General features: G+C 68.7%; 17 protein-coding genes. 11 read left to right on the plus strand and 6 right to left on the minus strand.

Annotated features, from left to right (window positions below; translation table 11 throughout):
- A partial coding sequence (locus E1267_RS26690; RefSeq protein WP_342774886.1) for a DEAD/DEAH box helicase occupies nt 1-780 on the minus strand: 780 nt, incomplete at its 3' end.
- A gap of 409 nt (nt 781-1,189) precedes the next feature.
- Between E1267_RS26690 and E1267_RS26695 the strand changes: the two genes are divergently transcribed.
- From E1267_RS26695 to E1267_RS26705, 3 genes are all read left to right on the plus strand, one after another.
- Nucleotides 1,190-1,540, plus strand: coding sequence for an STAS domain-containing protein (locus E1267_RS26695; RefSeq protein WP_043629845.1), 351 nt, complete (start codon nt 1,190-1,192; stop codon nt 1,538-1,540).
- Nucleotide 1,541: 1 nt separating this feature from the next.
- A complete protein-coding gene (locus E1267_RS26700) occupies nt 1,542-1,961 on the plus strand; it encodes an ATP-binding protein (RefSeq protein WP_132336148.1) in 420 nt (139 codons plus the stop codon).
- Nucleotides 1,962-2,769: 808 nt separating this feature from the next.
- The gene (locus E1267_RS26705; protein WP_132336150.1) at nt 2,770-3,120 is read left to right on the plus strand and encodes a hypothetical protein; all 351 of its coding nucleotides are present in this window, start codon (nt 2,770-2,772) and stop codon (nt 3,118-3,120) included.
- A gap of 217 nt (nt 3,121-3,337) precedes the next feature.
- On the opposite strand, the gene rox is transcribed toward E1267_RS26705, so the two are convergent.
- Nucleotides 3,338-4,801, minus strand: coding sequence for a rifampin monooxygenase (rox, locus tag E1267_RS26710; RefSeq protein WP_220449695.1), 1,464 nt, complete (start codon nt 4,799-4,801; stop codon nt 3,338-3,340).
- A gap of 728 nt (nt 4,802-5,529) precedes the next feature.
- Between rox and E1267_RS26715 the strand changes: the two genes are divergently transcribed.
- Genes E1267_RS26715 through E1267_RS45365 form a run of 3 tightly spaced genes read left to right on the plus strand, consistent with a single transcriptional unit; the run spans nt 5,530 to nt 6,507 of the window.
- Nucleotides 5,530-5,982: a hypothetical protein gene (locus E1267_RS26715; RefSeq protein ID WP_132336153.1), complete on the plus strand. Its 453-nt coding sequence runs from the start codon at nt 5,530-5,532 to the stop codon at nt 5,980-5,982.
- 52 nt (nt 5,983-6,034) lie between these two features.
- A complete protein-coding gene (locus tag E1267_RS26720) occupies nt 6,035-6,316 on the plus strand; it encodes an MDR/zinc-dependent alcohol dehydrogenase-like family protein (protein WP_181957844.1) in 282 nt (93 codons plus the stop codon).
- Nucleotides 6,304-6,507, plus strand: coding sequence for a hypothetical protein (locus E1267_RS45365; RefSeq protein WP_181957845.1), 204 nt, complete (start codon nt 6,304-6,306; stop codon nt 6,505-6,507). The genes E1267_RS26720 and E1267_RS45365 overlap by 13 nt, the downstream gene beginning before the upstream one ends.
- A gap of 205 nt (nt 6,508-6,712) precedes the next feature.
- Here E1267_RS45365 and E1267_RS26730 read toward each other — a convergent pair whose 3' ends face one another.
- Complete coding sequence (locus E1267_RS26730) at nt 6,713-7,198, minus strand: SRPBCC family protein (protein ID WP_132336155.1); 486 nt, start codon at nt 7,196-7,198, stop codon at nt 6,713-6,715.
- A 22-nt stretch (nt 7,199-7,220) separates the two neighbouring features.
- Here E1267_RS26730 and E1267_RS26735 point away from each other — a divergent pair, with 22 nt between their 5' ends.
- The 3 genes from E1267_RS26735 (at nt 7,221) to E1267_RS26745 (ending at nt 11,428) form a co-directional block, all read left to right on the plus strand.
- Entirely contained in the window at nt 7,221-7,841 is a 621-nt protein-coding gene (locus E1267_RS26735) for a TetR/AcrR family transcriptional regulator (RefSeq protein WP_132336156.1), read from the plus strand.
- A gap of 504 nt (nt 7,842-8,345) precedes the next feature.
- On the plus strand, nt 8,346-10,661 hold the full coding sequence (locus tag E1267_RS26740; RefSeq protein WP_132336158.1) for a sodium-translocating pyrophosphatase: 2,316 nt from the start codon (nt 8,346-8,348) through the stop codon (nt 10,659-10,661).
- Nucleotides 10,662-10,960: 299 nt separating this feature from the next.
- Complete coding sequence (locus E1267_RS26745) at nt 10,961-11,428, plus strand: SixA phosphatase family protein (RefSeq protein ID WP_246064281.1); 468 nt, start codon at nt 10,961-10,963, stop codon at nt 11,426-11,428.
- A gap of 1 nt (nt 11,429) precedes the next feature.
- Here E1267_RS26745 and serB read toward each other — a convergent pair whose 3' ends face one another.
- The 3 genes from serB to E1267_RS26760 form a co-directional block, all read right to left on the minus strand.
- Nucleotides 11,430-12,650: a phosphoserine phosphatase SerB gene (gene serB / locus E1267_RS26750; protein WP_132336160.1), complete on the minus strand. Its 1,221-nt coding sequence runs from the start codon at nt 12,648-12,650 to the stop codon at nt 11,430-11,432.
- Between the two features lie 198 nt (nt 12,651-12,848).
- On the minus strand, nt 12,849-13,877 hold the full coding sequence (locus E1267_RS26755) for an S-adenosylmethionine:tRNA ribosyltransferase-isomerase (protein ID WP_132336162.1): 1,029 nt from the start codon (nt 13,875-13,877) through the stop codon (nt 12,849-12,851).
- A complete protein-coding gene (locus E1267_RS26760; protein WP_132336163.1) occupies nt 13,874-14,530 on the minus strand; it encodes an SDR family oxidoreductase in 657 nt (218 codons plus the stop codon). The genes E1267_RS26755 and E1267_RS26760 overlap by 4 nt, the downstream gene beginning before the upstream one ends.
- Nucleotides 14,531-14,623: 93 nt before the next feature.
- On the opposite strand from E1267_RS26760, the gene E1267_RS26765 reads away from it, so the two are divergent.
- The gene (locus tag E1267_RS26765; RefSeq protein WP_181957846.1) at nt 14,624-15,739 is read left to right on the plus strand and encodes a GAF domain-containing sensor histidine kinase; all 1,116 of its coding nucleotides are present in this window, start codon (nt 14,624-14,626) and stop codon (nt 15,737-15,739) included.
- The gene (locus tag E1267_RS26770) at nt 15,736-16,359 is read left to right on the plus strand and encodes a response regulator (protein WP_132336165.1); all 624 of its coding nucleotides are present in this window, start codon (nt 15,736-15,738) and stop codon (nt 16,357-16,359) included. The genes E1267_RS26765 and E1267_RS26770 overlap by 4 nt, the downstream gene beginning before the upstream one ends.
- Nucleotides 16,360-16,364: the final 5 nt, after the last annotated feature.

A 16,364-nucleotide genomic window follows, 5' to 3' on the forward strand; every position in this document is an offset into this window, starting at 1 on the left:
GGTGCGGGGCGAGCCGGTGTGGTGGGCGGGAGGTGGTGTGAGGGAGAAGGCGACGTCGGCGAGTTTGGCTCGGGCGGACAGGGCGACCGTTTCCGCGCCGCGGCGCGAGCGGACGAAGGCCAGTGTGCGGATGTCGGCGAGGACGAGGTCCGCGAGCAGGTCGGCGGCCTCCGCCGTGGCCGTGCGCCGTACGGGCGCCCCTCTCTCGCCCCGCAGCTCCGTCAGAGGCGGCTCCCACAGCGCGATGGTCGTCGACCCCTTGGGCGAGGCGTCAACGGCCACCTCGTGCATCTCAAGCCCCGTCAGCCTCTTGGCGAACGCTCCCGGTTCGCTGGCCGTCGCCGAGGCGAGCAGGAACGTGGGCTCCGTGCCGTACCGCGCGCAGACCCGGCGCAGGCGGCGCAGGATCTGGGCGACGTGAGACCCGAAGACGCCGCGGTAGCCGTGGCACTCGTCCACGACGATCATGCGCAGCCGGCGGAAGAAGGACGACCACTGCGAATGGCGGGGAAGGATGCCGCGGTGCAGCATGTCGGGGTTCGTCAGGACGTAGTTGGCGTGCTGGCGTACCCACTTGCGTTCCTCGAACGGAGTGTCACCGTCGAACGTTGCGGCCCGCACCTTGGTGATGCGCAGCTCGCGCAGGGTGCGCAGCTGGTCGGCGGCAAGGGCCTTGGTCGGCGTCAGGTAGAGGATCGTGCCGCCGTCCAGGCAGGCCGTGACCGCGGGGGTGAGGTACGCAAGCGACTTCCCGGACGCCGTTCCCGTCGAGATGATCACGTTTCGGCCACGGAATGCCAGGTCGGCGGCCTCGTACTGGTGAGGCCAGAGTCCTGTCACCCCGCGGTTCGCCAAGCGCGTAACAAAGACTTCAGACGTCCATTTGGGCCATCGGGCTTGACCCGCCTGACGTGCTGGAACATGCTCCACATGGGTGACGCGCTCATGACGTGCGGGAACACCAAGCAGGTGGTGGAGGAGTGGACCTGCCTGTTCTGGGGAGGATGCGGTGGAAGTCACTGTTTCCAGTCTTGCATCGGTGGGCAAAGTCGCCGGGAATCGTGATTTCGTATAGACACAAGCCAGGCACGTGGTTGAATGCCGCGCGTCAGGGTCGGACAGTCTGGGGCCACGCTCCAGATTGCCAGGCCCGCAAGACTACTTTCGCAGGCGAGGCGCTGGAGGATCTGTGGATCTGAAGTTGGATCACCGCACCGAAGACCGACTCACCATCGTGGAGGTCGAGGGTGAGATCGATGTCTACACGGCGCCGAGATTGCGTGAACTCCTCATCGATCTGGTGAACAAGGGCAACTTCCACCTTCTCGTCAACATGGAGAAGGTCGACTTCCTCGACTCCACCGGGTTGGGCGTCCTGGTCGGTGGACTCAAGCGGGTTCGCGCGCACGACGGCTCCCTCGAGCTGGTGTGCACGCAGGAGCGTATCCTCAAGATCTTCCGGATCACGGGCCTGACCAAGGTCTTCGGGATTTACGCTTCGGTCGACGAGGCCAAGGAAGCTCACGGCAAAGACAAGTAGCATGGCTACCGTCGAGCTGACGTTCAGCGCTCTCCCCGCGCACGTGCGGACCGCACGGCTGGTGGCGACGGCGATCGCCCGCCGCACCGGCGTGGAGGAGTCCCTGCTGGACGAAGTCAGGCTCGCCGTGGGTGAGGCATGCTCCCGGGCGGTCGAGGTGCATCGCGCCCACTGTCCGGGCGAACCCATCCGCATCGAGCTGCGTGACGACTCCGGCCGCTTCGAGGTCACGGTGAGCGATCACGCCCCCAGCGATGAGATCAAGCCAGAACAGCCCCTCGATCTGGGCATGCTTTCTGACTCGTTCATGTCGGGCTTCGGCATAGCGGTCATCGAGGGCCTGGCGGACGACGTCGAGGTCTTCCCCGGCCCTAAAGGGACCAACATCCGCATGAGCTGGCCCGCCGCCAACGGCACGTGATCGCTTCCACGGGTGCTATCACCGCCTCGCCGCTGGGCGCCTTCACGGCGCCCAGCGCAGCGTCACCTACGGCATGGCCAACGTCAAGACCTCCATTTTTTACGGCAAAGCCAACGAGGCCCCACCCGCCGACCCTCGCTGAGGGCCTTCCAGGGAGTGCCACAGTCTATAGGTGATCAGAGGGCTGACCTGCGCTTTTAGGCTGCTACGGGGCCATTGCCGGCGGGTTGGCCCGTGGTTGGCCCGTGGGCTGCGTTTTCGCCGGTCACAGGCTTGGGGGAGATCGTTTGTCCTGTCAGGGCTGCTTCGGTCTTCGCGTTTGTCGCGTCTTCCCCGGTGTCGATCCCATGGACGTGGACGGCCATCAGGGTTCGGACGGAGTGTCCGAGCCTGCGCGCTACTCAGCCTCGCTCAGGGCCGTTTTGCGGGCACGTCGCCATCCGTCCTGGTAGTGGCGGGCGCGGAAGCATCCTTGATCGGGTCCGTTGTACCCGCGTTCCGCAGGTGTGGGAGGAAAAGCACACATTTTCTGAGCCGAAGCTGCGCTCAGGGACGAGCGCAGCCAAGACGCGGTGGAGAAGTGCGTCCTGCTGCAGCGGGCCTGCCTGCCCGAGCCTGCCGAGGACGCGTCCGAGCAGCCTGCATCGACTCCGTTGCAGGCCGTTGCCCTCGGCGGTGTTCCGACTCAGTGGGAGGGAGCACGAGCCGCCAGGCGCCGGGAGCGGCACGCCGCGGTCCATGGTCTGCTGGGCCAAGGGGGGCAGGGATCTCCGCGACCGGCGAGGCGCTTGGCCTGGACCGCAAGACCGTGCGCCGCTACGCCCACGCCGCCACCCCGGAAGACCTCGCTCCCGCCCGGGACGGACGACGCGGCTCGCGTGTCGATCCCTTCCTGCCTTACCCGCATGAACGATGGAATCAGGGCTGCACCGACGCGGCGCGCCTGTTCGAGGAGATCCGCGAACGCGGCTACACCGGCAGCCGACGGAGCGTGCGCCGGCACTTGCAGGCCGTTCGTGCGAGCGGCAAGCCCGCCCCCAAGGTCGTCAAGCAGCTCACTGTCCGCCGCGCCACCCACCTGATCACAAGCGATCCCGGCCACCTGGACGCGAACGCCACCCTCCGGCTGAAGAAGCTGCTGGCCCGGCCGCGGGACTGAGCATGCAGTGGAACTCCGGTCGAGCAGGCAATGTGAATCGGATCAAGAGGGACGGCCATGGGCGCGCATCCTTCGAACTGCTGCGTCTTCAGATCCTCCACGCAGACTGAGCGTTCGTGACGATCGGCTGGGATCACAGCGAGTGGATCAGAACCGCCTTCTCATGGCCGACGGCGTGAAGATCAGCCGACGTGCCACACGTGAAAGAAAAGATCATCTAGCCCTGACCTGCGAGAATATGCCGAGAACCAAGATAACCATCGGCGGGCTTGCCGAACCAGCGGGAGAGGTGGTCGTCCAGGTCCTGCTGATCGTCGCCGATCCAGGCGACGTGGCCGTCGGGGCGTAGCAGGACGCACGGGACATCCAGTGCCGCAGTGGGATCCGCGAGGTCGTCGACCCGGTCTGACCAGCCGCCGACGGTCAGGCGTCCGGTGCGGTCCAGCAGCAGGCCGCGGCCGCGGTGCAGCAGGCCGTAGAGGCGGCCCTGTTTCACGTCGATGTCGCGCAGGCGGCGGCCGAGCAGGTCGGGGCCTTCGCCGAAGTCGTAGCGGATGCCGATCGCGGTGATCTTCTCGATCAGGTAGCGGTTCACCTCGTCGAAGTCCATCAGTTCGGTGAACAGCCTGCGCACGGCCTGCGGGCCCGGTTCGGTGGACAGCAGTTCCATCTGGGCGCGGGTGTTGTCCAGCACGTCCTCGGCGACCGGATGACGTTCGGCCTGGTAGGTGTCCAGCAGTGTTTCCGGCGCCCAGCCGCGGATCTGTGCGGCCAGTTTCCAGCCGAGGTTGAATGCGTCCTGAACGCCCAGGTTGAGGCCCTGCCCGCCGATGGGCGGATGGATGTGTGCCGCATCGCCGGCCAGCAGCACCCGCCCGACCCGATAACGTTCGGCTAGCCGGGTGGCGTCTCCGAAGCGGGACATCCAGCGGGGGGAGTGCACGCCGAAATCGGTTCCGGCGATGGTGCGCAACTGTTGTGTGAAATCGTCAAGGGTGGGCGGTTTCGCGCGGTCGCTGACTCCCGCGGCGGGGACTACGACGCTGTAGACCCCTTCGCCGAAGGGCCGGAGCCAGAATCGCTGATGGATCTCGCGCAGTTCGGTCACCTTGGCGGCGATCTCCTCCTGCGGCACGCCCACTTCCATCTCGCCCATCAGCGTCTCGGTCCTTGAGGGCTCGCCGGGGAAGCCGACACCGAGCAGTTTACGCACCGTACTGCGCCCGCCGTCACAGCCGACGAGGTAGCGCGAACGCAGCTGTTCCCCGTCGGTCAGCTCGACGGTCACGCCCTCGTCGTCCTGCTCGAAACCGCTCACCGCGCAACCGCGCCGGACCTGCGCACCCAGTGCGATCGCATGTTCTTCGAGCAGATGAACGATGACCGGCTGCGGGATGCCCAGCAGATAGGCGTACGCGGAATCCAGGTCCTTGGGCGCGGGTTTGGGGATGGCGGCGAAGATGCCGCCGGCCGGACGTTGTCTTCCATGGTCGAGAATGCGATCCAGCAGTCCGCGCATCGCCATCAGCTCGAGACTGCGAATATGCAGACCGACGATGCGGACGAACGACGCGGGCTCGGTTTCCTTCTCCAGAACGAGTACCCGCACATCGTGCAGCCGTAGTTCGGCGGCCAGCATCGCACCGGTCGGCCCGCACCCGGCGATGATCACATCGAACATGAGGGGCGCACGATCGGCGCCGGAGACCGGCGACCAGAGAACTCCGGGGACGTCGCCCACCGTGGAGTCACGCTCGACCCCGTCGTTCGACGGCGGCTCGGCGGTGACCTGCTGAGAGTGCATAGGTGTTGCCCTTCGGGAGTGCCTTGTTGGCGAGGCGCTCCCGGCGACACCTACGTCAATCGCCCGGCCGTGACGGGAAGGGGGAGCACCCACAGCGATGCAGCGTTCATGGGTCTCACCTCCTCGGGCGGTGTCACGGTCGACTGCAAGCTACAAGCCCGAGCATCATCCCGTCCAATCCTTTTCCGGCCATGTGATCACGACTCCCGACGGGCCCGTGCGGTTCACCAAGGTCGCTCAGGAAGCAGTCAGCCGCCCCGATAGGGCAGCGCACCACCCATGAATGATCGATAGAGGCCGGATCGCGAATGTCATAGCGCGCGCCGGCCCAGGTGGAGAAACGGCTGAGCCCTGCACGATCGGTATTGAAGGGGGTGGCGCGGATAAGGTCCGCGCCCTGGTCAACACCGCCGACCCGGCCAGCGGGGTACAGGACGTGGTCACACCGAAGTTGCCGAAGGCGAGCTGCAGGGACACGCGCACGCCGTCCCCCGCCTGGCATACCCCGGATATACCGCACATTTGTATGGTCCTGCCGTTGGCGTCATTCGACGAAAGGCAGCATCATGTGGAAACCTTCCACGTCAGCAGCCAGAAGGATCGCCGTGGGACTGGCAGCGTCCATGATCGCCACGGGCGTGGCAATGGTCGCCCCATCAGTGGCATCCGCGTCCCCTGGGTACCACCTCTACACCAAATGGAGCGGTGCCGGGAAGCCGTGCAAAAAGGGGTCCAAGACGAAGGCATACGACACCGTCATTCCGCGCCACAAATACGACGAGCGCCACGTCAAGATGATTTTCGGGATCCCCACGGGATACAGCTACGCGCGGCAACGGGCCTTCAACCTCGCCCGCGTCGAAGCGGTATGCAGTAAGAGGTACGCGACGGGGCCCAACAACTGGCAGTGGTGGCAGGCTTACTACGGCCTCGAACGCGGTAAGGTTAGCCGCCTGAAGCAGGGAAAACACACGTGTAGTCGTTCCGGCACCTGCGGGAATGCGCACTCCACCAAGTACGGAACCTGGCGGGCGGGCTGGACCCACTTCAAGATGTGACTGCCGGCGCCGGAACGACCCGGGCCCTTCCCCGACAGCCGCCACCGGGTTGATGGACAACGCCTCCCAGAACGGTCATCCGTCACAGTCCGGCGGGCCGCTCGGGGGGTTCGAGTTCGCCAATTCCAAGGACGGGGTCTTCGCCGAGTACTTCCACGTGAACGAGGCCGACGCCCACCTGGCGAAGATCCTCGACGGCGTCCCGGACGAGATAGCCGTCTGCTGCGCCGCCATGCTCTCGACCGGGTTCATGGGCGCGGAGAACGGCAACATCCCATCGGCGGGACGGCGGCTGTGCTCGCCCAGGGCCCGGTGGGCCTCATGGGTCGCCTGACCCACACCGACGCCTTTCTGGGCATGCTGCGTACCGTCGGGCTGGACCTCGCCGACGCTCGGGTCGTGCACGGCGATCTGGCACTGCGCGTCTTCGGGTTCGTCCTGTTCGTGGACTACCGCCAGGACCAGGGCACCTGCCACTGGAACGCGGTGGCGAGTATCACTCAAATGGCGCGGAAGGCACAGTGAGCGCAACCGAGGACCGACTTTCCACCCGGACGTTTCTCACCCATCACGCCCGCGTGCTGATCGAGATCGCACGCGATCCCGAGGCGCGGACACGCGACATCCGCCGTCCGCATCGGCCTCACCGAACGTGCGTTCCACGGCATCGTCACCGACCTGCACCAGGCCGGCTACCTGACCCGGTGCGCCGGTCAGATGCTCCGGGAGATCAGTCCTCCGGCGGGTTGGCCTCCTTGCTCTCCAACCGCTGCTTGGCCCCGCGCACCTCTGCGCGTACGTCGGCGGGCAGCCGGCGACGCAGGATCGGCTCCAGCAGCCAGCGCAGGAACGGTACGAATTCGAACGAGATCATGCGCTTCACTCTGGAACCGCCATCCGCCATGGCCTCCACCTCGAAGGAGGCGCTGAAGCGGGACAGCCGGTGGTTCAGACGGTTGTGGGGCAAGGGCGCGTACCTGACGTCCACGCGTCGCCCGGGAGTCAGGCGCATCTGAGAAACGAGTTTGGGTGCGGGTCCTGGGATGCCCGGAAGAACGGGGCGGAACTTGAACTCCACGACGTTGTCGACGCGCCGGACCCAGTCGATCGGGCCGATCTTGTCGTCGATTTGGGCGTACCGTCCGGCGTCCATGACGAATTCCAGGTATTCGTCCGGGGTGCAGTGGATGGTCTCTTCCACGATCACTCGAACCATGGTAAGAGAGTAATCTCTCACCATGGCGAAGACTACCCCTGGCGTGACTCGGGAGCGCCTCCTCGACGAGGCCATCCGGCTGTTCGCGCGCCGCGGCTACGGCGCGACCTCCGTTGCCGACATCCAGCAGGCGTGTGGGCTGGCCGGCGGCTCAGGAGCGCTCTACAAGCACTTCCCCTCCAAGCAGGCCCTGCTGGAGGCAGCCGTACGGCGCAATCTGGGCACGATGGCGCTCAGGAGGCAGGAGGTGGTGGAACGGATTCCCGACGATCCGCGCGAGACACTGCTCATGATGGCGAGAGCCGTGTGGGACGTGATCGACGGCGACAAGGACCTGGTGCGCATCATGCTGCGCGAGTTCACCGTGTTCCCGGAGATCTTCGAGCCGATGTGGCAGGGGGTGCTCGCCACCCTCTACCGCGAGTGCGCCGCCTGGATCGCGGCCCAGCGGGAGTCGGGCGTGGTGGAGACGGCCGATCCGGAGGCCACGGCCGCCGTGCTCATCTCGTCGCTGACCTACTTCCCGTTGCTGAACCTCCTGATCGGCCACACGCCGGGCGACCTGGGCGAGGAGACTTTTCTGGAAGCGTGGACTGAACACGCGGCCCGCACACTCGCCCTACGGCCGGGCCGGAATTCGTGAGGAGCGCGCTGAGGGAAGCACACGGGCAGGGGCGCGGCCCCTCCCGGATTGGCGGGCCAGTCTAATGCCCCCAAGGCCGGAGTGTTTCCAAGGAGACGCCCTCTGACAGAGCACGTGGTGCCCGCCGTCAGGGCGCACGGTCACCATGGCTTCCGTCCATGCCTGCCCATGTCCCGTGTGGCCTGGCGCCACGCCCGTCTCCCGCCTGGTTTCGGTCGGCACGTATCATGACGTTGTCATGACCGTAAACCGGGAGAAATTTCGCCTGTCGGATCCCAAACCGGGTCGCGGGCAGGGATTTACTGGACGCTTGCACAATTAGCGGCTCTTGAAGCCTTCATATCCGTGGAGTGCCTGCGTAGACTCCCGGCACCGGCCAAGGTGATCCGGCGGAACGCGGATTCAACCGGAAGCGGCACCCACAACCCGGATGGTGCCGCAACACCCGCCGAGGAACAGTGCAGCACCGCCCGGGCAGGACGACCGGTCTTGCCGAGGAGAACGATGAGCAGGCACATGCTGGCACTGGAGCCAGCGTCCAATCTGGCCCTGAGCGGTAACAATCTCACCATCGTGATCGTGGTCGCCGCGGTCGCACTTATAGCGCTAGCCGTCGCCGGCGGCCTGGTACGCGAAGTGCTGTCCGCCGGCCAGGGCACCGAACGCATGCAGAACATCGCGCGCGCCGTGCAAGAGGGCGCCGCGGCCTACCTAGCCCGTCAATTCCGCACGCTGGCGATCTTCGTCGTCGTGATTCCCTTCCTGCTGCTCCTCCTACCCGGGGACATGGACGTCCGCATCGGACGATCGATCTTCTTCGTGGTCGGGGCGGTGTTCTCCGCGCTGACCGGGTTCATCGGCATGTGGCTGGCCGTGCGAGGCAACGTGCGCGTCGCCGCCGCGGCCAACGACTCGGGCGAGAAGCGTGCCATGCGCATCGCCTTCCGCACCGGCGGCGTGGCCGGGATGTTCACCGTGGGCCTCGGCCTGCTCGGCGCGGCCGTCGTCGTGTTCATCTACCAGGGCAACGCGCCCGGCGTGCTCGAAGGCTTCGGCTTCGGCGCGGCGCTGCTGGCGATGTTCATGCGAGTCGGCGGCGGCATCTTCACCAAGGCCGCCGACGTCGGCGCCGACCTGGTCGGCAAGGTCGAGCAGGGCATCCCCGAGGACGACCCGCGCAACGCCGCCACCATCGCCGACAACGTGGGCGACAACGTCGGCGACTGCGCCGGCATGGCGGCCGACCTGTTCGAGTCGTACGCCGTCATGCTGGTAGCCAGCCTCATCCTGGGCCGGGTGGCCTTCGGCGAGGAGGGGCTCGTCTTCCCTCTCATCGTCCCGATGATCGGTGTGGTCACCGCGATCATCGGCATCTTCGTCACCGGGATGCGCGACCGCGACCGGAACGGCATGGCGGCGATCAACCGCAGCTTCTTCGTCTCGGCCGCCATCTCGGCGGTGCTCGTCACCGCGGCCGCGTTCTGGTACCTGCCCAGCAGCTTCAGCGGCCTGAGCGGCGCCGCCGTCGAGTCGACCGCCGACCCGCGGCTCATCGCCATCGGCGCGGTCCTCATCGGCCTGGTGCTGGCGAGCGCCATCCAGTTGCTGACCGGCTACTTCACCGAGACCACCCGGCGTCCCGTGCGCGAGATCGGCGAGAGCTCGGCCACCGGCCCGGCCACCGTCATCCTGGCCGGCATCAGCGTCGGTCTGGAGTCGGCCGTCTACTCCGCCCTGATCATCGGCGGCGCGGTCTACGGCGCGTTCCTGCTCGGCTTCGGCAACGTGACGATCGCGCTGTTCGCGGTGGCCCTGGCGGGCACCGGCCTGCTGACCACGGTCGGCGTCATCGTGTCGATGGACACCTTCGGCCCGGTCTCCGACAACGCCCAGGGCATCGCCGAGATGTCCGGCGACGTCGAGGGCGAGGGCGCCCGCGTGCTCACCAGCCTGGACGCCGTCGGCAACACCACGAAGGCCATCACCAAGGGCATCGCGATCGCCACGGCCGTACTGGCGGCGACCGCGCTCTTCGGCGCCTTCCGGACGGCGGTGGAGACCGAGCTGACCGCGGCGAGTGCGGCGGTCAAGGAGTCGCTCGGCGCGTTCTCCTCGTTCAGCCTCAGCATCGACCAGCCCAACGTGCTGGTCGGCCTGGTGATCGGCGCCGCGGTCGTGTTCCTCTTCTCCGGGCTCGCGATCTCGGCCGTCGGCCGGGCAGCGATGCGCGTGGTCTTCGAGGTACGCGACCAGTTCCGCAACAACCCGGGCATCATGGACGGCACTCAGAAGCCGGATTACGGCCGGGTCGTCGACATCTGCACCCGCGACTCGCTGCGCGAGCTGGCCACGCCCGGACTGCTGGCGGTCATGACCCCGATCGCGGTCGGGTTCGCCCTCGGCTACGCGCCGCTGGGCGCGTTCCTGGCCGGAGCCATCGCCTGCGGCACCCTGATGGCGGTGTTCCTGTCCAACTCGGGTGGGGCCTGGGACAACGCCAAGAAGCTGGTGGAGGACGGTCACCACGGGGGCAAGGGCTCGGAGGCCCACGCCGCCACGGTCATCGGCGACACGGTGGGCGACCCGTTCAAGGACACCGCCGGCCCGGCCATCAACCCGCTGATCAAGGTGATGAACCTGGTGGCGCTGCTGATCGCGCCGGCCGTGGTCCTCTACGCGGCCGACCCGGCGATCCGCATCGGCATCACGGTGGTCGCCGTGGGCGTGGTGGTCGCCGCGATCATCGTGTCCAAGCGGCGGTCGGTGAAGAGCGAGCCCGCCAACGACAACAACCGCGACAAGGAGCCCGTCGCGTCCTGACGCGCTCGACCAGCGAACGCCCGCTTCCCGCTTGGGGGCGGGCGTTCCGCCTTCTCCGATGGTGATGCTGTCAGGGAGGTGACGCTCTCGGTTTCTATGGATGTTCCGCGATTTCCGGGGCAGATCCGCACTTTCAGGGGAGACGCGGGACCTGAGCACCCCGATGGGAGACTGGGCACGTGAACGATGACAAGCGGCCGAGCGGCGGCAAGGCCCTGGGCCTCATCCTGCTGGCGATGCTGGTCGTCCTGGCCGTGCTCGTCGGGCTGGCCACCTGGGCGACGAGGAATGGATGACCGGTGCGGACCTTGATTGTGCTGCGTCACGCGAAAGCCGCGCAGATCGCCGGCCTGCTCGATCGCGAGCGGCCGTTGACCGATCGGGGCGAACATGACGCGAAACGGGCCGGCGACGAGATCAGGGCCGCCGGGTTCGCCCCCGAGATGGTGCTCTGCTCGCCGGCGCTGCGGACCAGGCGCACCGCGGAGCTCGCCTTCCCCGAGGTTGAGGTCAGGTACGAGCGCGACATCTACGAGGCGTACTCCGACGAACTCCTCGAACTGGTGCGCAGGTGCGATCCCGGGCTGGGCACCGTGGTGTTGTGCGGGCACAACCCGGGCGTGCACGAGCTGGCGCTGGGGCTCGCGGGCGGCGACTACGTGTTCCGGCCCGGGGCCTTCGCGGCGATCCGGGTGGAGTCACCGTGGGCGGAGCTCGGTCAAGGCGAGAGCCGTCTGATCACCCGCTGGGACCCCAAGGAGGGCTGACTCACCCCGCCGCGAGCGCGCCGTCCTCGGCGTCGGCCGCCTCCACCTCGTCGCGCGAGATGCCGAGCAGGTAGAGGATGCTGTCGAGATAGGGGGTGTTGACCGCGGTGTCGGCCGCCTGGCGTACGACCGGCTTGGCGTTGAAGGCGATGCCCAGCCCGGCCGCCGCGATCATGTCGAGGTCGTTGGCGCCGTCGCCGATGGCCACCGTCTGGGAGATCGGCAGGCCCGCCTCGCGGGCGAACCTCTCCAGCGCCCGCGCCTTGCCGGGACGGTCGACGACCTCCCCGACGACCCGGCCGGTCAGCCTGCCGTCGATCACTTCGAGCACGTTCGCCGCGGAGTAGTCGATGCCGAGCTCGTCCACCAGGCCGTCGGTGATCTGCGTGAACCCGCCGCTGACGATGGCGAAGCGGTAGTCGAGCCGCTTGAGCGTACGGACCAGCGTGCGTGCGCCCGGCGTGAGCACCACTTCCTTGCGTACGAGGTCGAACACGTCGGCGGGCAGCCCTTCGAGCAGCGCCACCCGTCGCCGCAGGGACTCGGCGAAGTCGAGCTCCCCGCGCATGGCCTCCGACGTGACCCTGGCCACCTCGTCGAGGCAGCCCGCGTGCGCCGCGAGCAGTTCGATGACCTCGCCCTGGATAAGGGTCGAGTCGACGTCCATGACGATCAGGCGCTTGGCCCGCCGCGACAGGCCAGTGCGCTGCACGGCCACGTCGACCTCCTGGGCGGCGGCCTCGGCGGCCAGCTCGACCCGCAAGGACGTGGGGTCGGCGCCGGACACCGACAGCTCGATGCACGTGACGGGCCACTGGGCCAGGCGTTCGATGCGGTCGATGTTGGCGCCGGCGGCCGCGATGCGGCCGGCGATGCCCGCGATGGCGGCCGGCTGCAGGGTGGCGCCGAGCACGCTGACCGACAGGCGGCCGCGGCGGCGCTGCTCCTTGGCCTGGGAGCCGGTGGACAGCTCCACCTCCATGCCGAGGTCCTCGGCCACCCGCTCGACGGCGGTCCACATGGCGCCGAGCGTCGTACCGGTGCCGGTGGATGGGCCGCCCGCGTATGCCACGAGCACGCCGAGCGTGAGCCGGCCTCGGATGACGACCTGTTCGATGTCCGCAACGGTCACCGGAAAGCCGGACAGAACGGAAAAAAGCCGTGAAGTAACGCCCGGGCGGTCAGGGCCGTTCAACGTGATCAGGAGGGTGCGCTGGTCCACATCCAGTCACGGTACTGCGCCCGGTCGAATGCTCGCGCAGCAGGATGCGTGTTCCGACGTGGGTTCGGGCACCGGAGCACGCCGATCACCGCCCCGCCGCCGGTCGGCACAGAGACGGCCAAGCCCGGTCCGACGACGAACACGCGGTGACGTCCGCCGAGCAGGTGGTGCTCTGCGGGGCCCGGGCGCCCGCACAGCCTAGTTCCGCAGGATCAAATGGGTGTCGCCGAACTCGTGCCACAGATACCGCTCCCGCAGCGCCGCCTCGTACGCCCGCGCCAGCACGTGCTCGCCCGCGACCGCGCTCAGCATCAGCAGGTGGCTGGAACGCGGCTCGTGCAGTCCTGTGATCAGCCCCGTGATGGCCCGTACGCCGTGTTCGGGGGTGACGATGTGCCGGGTCCAGCCCGCCGACGCGGCCACGCGCCCGTCCGCGTCGCCGGCCGCGGCCGTCTCCAGAGCGCGTACGACGGTCGTGCCCGCGGCCACCACCCGGTTGCCGTTCTCCCTGGCCAGGTTCACCAGCCGCGCCGTGGGGCCGGGCACGTCGTACCGTTCGGCGTAGGGCGGCTCGTCCTTCTCCGGCGAGGCGACCCCCGTGTGCAGGGTGATCGGCGCGATCCCGATCCCGCGCGCCACGAGCGCCGCCACGAGGTGCGCGGTGAACGGCCGGGCCGCGCTCGGCATCTCGGCGCTGCCCGGCACGGTCGCGAACACCGTCTGGTAGTCCTCGATCGGCCAGTCCCGCTCCACGTACGAGTAGCGGATCGGCACCCCGTGAGCGCGCAGGTAGCGGTTCACGTCCCGGTCGAGCTCGGCCCGCCACAACCGTGGCGTCTCCCGTTCGATCAGCCGCAGCGTGGCCCGCCCCGGCAGCGGCAGCCATTCGCCCGGCGCGCCGCCGCCGTAGGGTTCGGACGCCACGGACGTACGGCGGCGCAGCTCCACCAGCCACGTGCCGTCCTCCCGCGCGGTCGAGAAGTGCACGGCCAGCCGGTCGAGCCGGACGGCGGCCGGCAGGGTCGCCGAGTTGTTCACGACGATCAGGTCACCGGGGTCGAGCAGCCGGGGCAGGTCGGCGAAGCGGTGGTGGCCGGGGTCGAGGTCGCCGCGCGAGACCAACAGGCGTACCGCGTCCCTGGCCGTTCCTCTCGCTTCGGGCGGTTCGTGGGCGGCAAGGCCGGGCGGCAGCGAGAAGTCGAGCGCGCCGGTCAGCGACGCGGTCATTGCAGGCTCACCTTCCCGCTGGCAGGGCGGGCGGTGACGAGGTCGTGCAGCGCCGTGGCGACCTTGGCGGGGTCGGTGGCGGCACCGGCCTCCTCGGCGCCCACGGCGTCGGCCAGCATGCGAGTGTTCATCTCGCCGGGGTCCACCCACCAGACGCGCAGCTCGGGCTCTTCGGCGGACAACACGTTGGACAGCTGCTCCAGTGCGGCCTTGGTGGCCCCGTAGCCGCCCCAGCCCTCGTACGGGCCCGTGGCGGCGTCGGAGGTGATGTTGACCACCGAGCCCTGTGAGGCCCGAAGGGCGGGCAGCGTGGCCTGGATGAGGGCGAGTGGAGCGGTCACGTTGGTCTCCAGCAGCGTCCTGAACCCCTCCAGCGGGTAGCCCGCGAGTGGCGGCAACGGGGTCACGCCCAGGTCGCTGGCGTTGTTGACGAGGAGGTCGAGCCGGGGTGCGGCCCTGGCGAGCCGTACGACGTGCGCCGGGTCCGTCACGTCGCCGGGCACGGCGGTGGCGTCCAGCTCGGCGGCGACCCGTTGCAGGTCGTCGGCGCCGCGGGCGGTGAGTACGAGGTTCCATCCCGCTCCCGCCAGGGACCTCGCCAGGGCGAGGCCGAGGCCGCGGGACGCGCCGGTGATGAGTGCGGTGTTCGTCATGTCCACGACGTTAGGAACGCGGCGCGCGGCGGGCATCAGGCTGAGGACCGGACCGCGCCTGGGCACATCGTCCTAGGACCATAGGGTGGGGGCGTGGCCACCGACCGAGAGGAAGTCCTGTACGCGGTGAGCTCCGCGGTGCTCGCGGTCACCCGCCATCTGTCGGTCCGCGAGGTGCTGCAGGTCATCGTACGCTCGGCGCAGCGCCTGCTCGACGCCCGTTACGCCGCGCTGGGCGTGCCGGACGACGACGGGTCGTTCGCGGAGTTCGTCGCCGAGGGCATCACCGACAAGCAGTGGGACGCGATCGGGCCGCTGCCGAGACAGCACGGCATGCTGGGTGCGATGCTGCGCGAGGGCGTTCCGGCCCGGCTGCCCGACCTGCGTGACGATCCGCGGTTCGAGTGGTGGCCGAAGGCCCACCCGGTGATGAAGGACTTTTTGGGCGTGCCGATCCGCGACGGCGACGAGGTGCTCGGCATCATCTTCCTGGCCAACAAGCGCACGCCCGGCGGTTTCACGCAGGACGACCAGGACCTCCTGACACTCTTCGCCGCGCACGCCGCGATCGCCCTGACCAACGCCCGCCTCTACGAGCGCGGACGCGAGCTGGCCATGCTGGAGGAGCGCAACCGGGTCGCCCACGAGCTGCATGACGCGGTCACGCAGAAGTTGTTCTCGCTCAGGCTGACTGCCCAGGCGGCGCAGGCCATGCTCGACAAGGCGCCCGACAAGGTCGCGCCCGAGCTGGAGCGGGTCCAGCGCCTGGCCGGCGAGGCCCTGACGGAGCTGCGCGCCGTGATCGTCGAGCTGCGACCCGCCGACCTCGACCGGCACGGCCTGACGGAGACGCTGCGCAAGCACGTGCGCATGCTCGACCGGCTTCACCCGTCCCTGGTCGGGTTCGAGTGCCACGAGCTGCCGCCGCTCGACCCGGCGGTGGAGGTGGCGGTGCTCAGGGTGGCCCAGGAGGCGCTGCACAACGCGCTCAGGCACGCCGAGGCGTCCCGCGTCTCGGTGCTCCTGGCATACGAGGAGGGCAAGCTGGTGTTGACCGTCGAGGACGACGGCAGAGGCTTCGAGCAGGCCGGCTCGCGCGGCCTCGGCCTGGTGTCGATGCGTGACAGGGCCGAGTCGGTCGGGGGCGCCATGACCGTCGAGTCGGCCCCGGGCAGGGGGACCACGGTGCGGGTGGAGGTGGGCGCGTGATCCGGGTGCTGATCGCCGACGATCACCCGGTGGTGCGTCAGGGGCTGCGTACGTTCCTCGACCTTCAGGACGACATCACCGTGGTGGCCGAGGCGGGCGACGGGGCGCGGGCCGTCGAGCTGGTCGGCGAGCTCTGCCCCGACGTGCTGCTCCTGGATCTGAAGATGCCCGTGCTCGACGGCCTCGGCGCGTTGGAGCGGCTGACCGGCACGGCGACCAGGATCGTCGTGCTGACGTCGGTGAGCGACCGGTCCGACGTGGGGCCCGCGATGCGCGCGGGGGCGTCCGGGTTCCTCTACAAGGACGTCGATCCGTCCGCGCTGGTCCAGGCGGTGCGCGCGGTGCACGGCGGTCAGGTGCTGCTCGCGCCCGAGGCGGCGGAGGCGGTGCTGGCCTCCCCTGACGGCGCGTCCGGCGTTCCGGGGCCGGTGCCGCTGACCGAACGCGAGCGGGAGGTGCTGGCGCTCATCGCGGCCGGGCGGTCCAACAGGGAGATCGCGAGGAGTCTCGCCGTGGCGGAGAAGACGGTCAAGACCCACGTGTCCAACGTGCTCATGAAGCTCGGCGTGCAGGACCGCACCCAGGCCGCCCTCTACGCCGTGCGGCACGGCCTCGGCTGACCGCG

Source organism: Nonomuraea longispora (genome assembly GCF_004348345.1).
GTDB classification, from domain to species: domain Bacteria; phylum Actinomycetota; class Actinomycetes; order Streptosporangiales; family Streptosporangiaceae; genus Nonomuraea; species Nonomuraea longispora.